The sequence below is a fragment of the Rhodanobacter sp. ANJX3 genome (assembly GCF_014200755.1).
Classification (GTDB): domain Bacteria; phylum Pseudomonadota; class Gammaproteobacteria; order Xanthomonadales; family Rhodanobacteraceae; genus Rhodanobacter.
Genome location: NZ_JACHCM010000023.1, coordinates 1 through 1191 on the forward strand (window position 1 = coordinate 1; position 1191 = coordinate 1191).

Here is a 1191-nt window from a genome sequence, read left to right on the forward strand (position 1 = left end):
GGCGACGCCCCCCCGATTTTGAGTAGCACATAGGTTTGGAGTCCAATCCCCCTACTGACGGAGATTGGACGTGAAGAAGCGATTTACCGAAGAACAGATCATCGGGTTCCTGCGCGAGGTTGAAGCCGGCATGCCGGTGAAGGAGATGTGCCGCAAGCACGGCTTCAGCGAGGCTTCGTACTACCTCTGGCGCAGCAAGTTCGGTGGCATGAGCGTGCCCGACGCCAAGCGCCTGAAGGAGTTGGAGACGGAGAACGGGCGACTGAAGAAGCTGCTGGCCGAGCAGGTGCTTGAGAACGAAGTGATCAAGGATGCCCTGCGAAAAAAGTGGTGAGCGCACCGGCGCGGCGCGAGCTGGTGCGGCAGATGGTCGACAAGGGGTTGAGCGAGCGGCGCTCGTTGGCGGTCGCGGGCATGAGCGCCAGCGCGTATCGCTATGCCACGCGACCGGATCGAAACGTTGAACTCCGGCAACGAATTCTGACTTTGGCACAACGGCACAAACGCTACGGTGTCGGCATGATCCATCTGAAGCTTCAACAGGCCGGGTTGCTCGTGAACTACAAGCGCGTGGAACGGCTGTATCAGGAAGCGAAGCTGCAGGTGCGTCGACGCAAGCGGAAAAAGGTGCCTGTTACCGAGCGGCAACCGTTAGCTCGACCGACGACCGCCAACGAGGTCTGGTCGATGGACTTCGTGTTTGATCGCACGGCTGATGGCCGCGTTGTTAAGTGCTTGACGGTCGTCGATGACGCCACCCACGAGGTAGTCGTTATCGAGGTCGAGCGAGCGATCTCCGGCATGGGCGTGACGCGCGTGATGGATCGCCTGGCGCTCAGTCGCGGCCTGCCTCAGATGATTCGCAGCGACAACGGCAAGGAGTTCTGCAGCAAAGCGATGGTCAGTTGGAGCTACGCGCGTGGCGTGAAGCTGCGCCTGATCGAACCAGGCAAGCCAAACCAGAACGCCTACATCGAATCGTTCAATGGCCGCCTGCGCGATGAATGCCTCAACGAGCACTGGTTTCCCAGCCTGTTGCACGCACGCGCCGAGATCGAACGCTGGCGGCGGGAATACAACGAGGAACGACCGAAGAAGGCGTTGGGCGGGCTGACACCTGCCGCCTATGCGAAACAGTTAAAGTGACACCGGACTCTAAACCGGCCCGCTACTCAAAGCGGGGGGACGTCG

The 1191-nt window shown here is 60.5% G+C and carries 1 protein-coding gene; it reads left to right on the forward strand.

Annotated features, from left to right (window positions below):
- Window positions 1-130: 130 nt before the first annotated feature.
- Window positions 131-1146 (forward strand): IS3 family transposase gene (locus HDE76_RS20495; RefSeq protein WP_255481715.1). Its coding sequence is split into 2 segments (ribosomal slippage): window positions 131-329 and window positions 329-1146, totalling 1017 coding nucleotides; the frame shifts between segments, so codons are not numbered across the junction.
- Window positions 1147-1191 lie beyond the last annotated feature (45 nt).